Here is a 1,403-nt window from a genome sequence, read left to right on the forward strand (position 1 = left end):
ATTCTAGTAGTGCAGTATAAACCTATATAATCTGCCAGTATGAATAAAATCCATAAAGCCATCTGTCACTCCGGCTTCGTTATTGCCCTTATAGCGGTAAGCGTTTGTTGTACGAAACCTATGCAAGAGAGTTTCCCCAATCGGGTATCTTTTGTTATTAACCCTAAAAGTCTAAAGATGGAGTTGCCGGTACATTTTAATGACAGTGTAACTGCAAACTTAATTTTTGATACGGGAGGAACGGCTTTGGAGTTAGATTCTTCTTTTTGTATAGCGCATCCCGCCATTATGCATTCATCGCCAGATGCTGTATTTCCAACAGGGACTGGATGGTCTAAATATAGTGTACCGGCATCAATCTATTATTCTGCAGCAATGACTTTTCATGTGGGAGAAACGAGCCTTCTATTTGATAGGATGAACGTTTATGATTGGAAAGGATTTACGCATATGAGTTGTTCTGATGGACTGTTTCATATTCCACAAAATGATACAACACATATATGGGAACTGAATTTTGAACATGGTTATATAGAGATTCATTCTGACTCAAACTTCGTTATGCCGGAAAACTGCCAGACATTTCCTTTGACACGAGGTTCACTTTCTCGGGTTTACGTTGACTTACCCCTGCAAGTGACCTTCTCAGATGGAGATACTTTAACGCTTAATCATACATATCTGATAGATACCGCCATGTATTGGGATGTAGTTCTGATTTCCGGAGTACCGGAATTTGATTTTTTCAACAGCCGCCAAGATGCAGTCTGGGTACAAGAGCCCTATTATACCCGACGTTTTATTGTGGGTGCTACACTATCCAATCAAGTACAATTGGATTCATTGAGAATTCATACAGCCGACTTTCCTACTTCAATGCCTGGTCAATATTTGGTAGGACTGAACTTTCTCAAAAGATTCAATGTCTATTTTGATTTGAAAAACAAACAACTAGGCTTATTGCCAATCAAGAGCTTCCAGCGTATTTTCAATCCATTGTCCAAACGTTTTCACATGTCTTCCAACATGAATAAACAAGGGAAGTTTATTATTGATAAAATAGCTGATTATGATGAGAATTATTGTAAGAAAGCGGGATTAAAGGAGGGGGATGAAATTATTGCTGTTAATGGGAAAGATATTAAAACATGTACTACTGAAGAAAAGAAGGAATTACTACTGCAAGATACGCTTATGTATGATATCAATCGCCAAGGAAAGCGATTGAAAATAAAAGTGATTGTGGACAGGAGCGAGAATTTTGAACTCTGATATATAAAAAAACAGAACGTTTATAATCAAGTGATTTTATGAAGAAGTCAATTTATGTTTCACCATTTATCCCTTCTGGTGACATTTGGACACTAGGGAAAAATAAAATTAGCACGTAAGGTATTTATTGA

General features: G+C 37.1%; 1 protein-coding gene. It reads left to right on the forward strand.

The window, feature by feature from the left end; all coding sequences use genetic code 11:
• Nucleotides 1-39: 39 nt before the first annotated feature.
• Nucleotides 40-1,272 (forward strand): PDZ domain-containing protein, encoded by a 1,233-nt coding sequence (locus C4S38_RS16200; protein WP_234999437.1) that lies wholly within the window; start codon nt 40-42, stop codon nt 1,270-1,272.
• Nucleotides 1,273-1,403 lie beyond the last annotated feature (131 nt).

This window comes from Parabacteroides chinchillae (assembly GCF_900108035.1).
GTDB lineage: Bacteria > Bacteroidota > Bacteroidia > Bacteroidales > Tannerellaceae > Parabacteroides > Parabacteroides chinchillae.

Excerpts from the sequence above, each read along its gene's own strand:
- C4S38_RS16200 (WP_234999437.1), top strand. The coding sequence starts at position 40 with ATGAATAAAATCCATAAAGCCATCTGTCACTCCGGCTTCGTTATTGCC.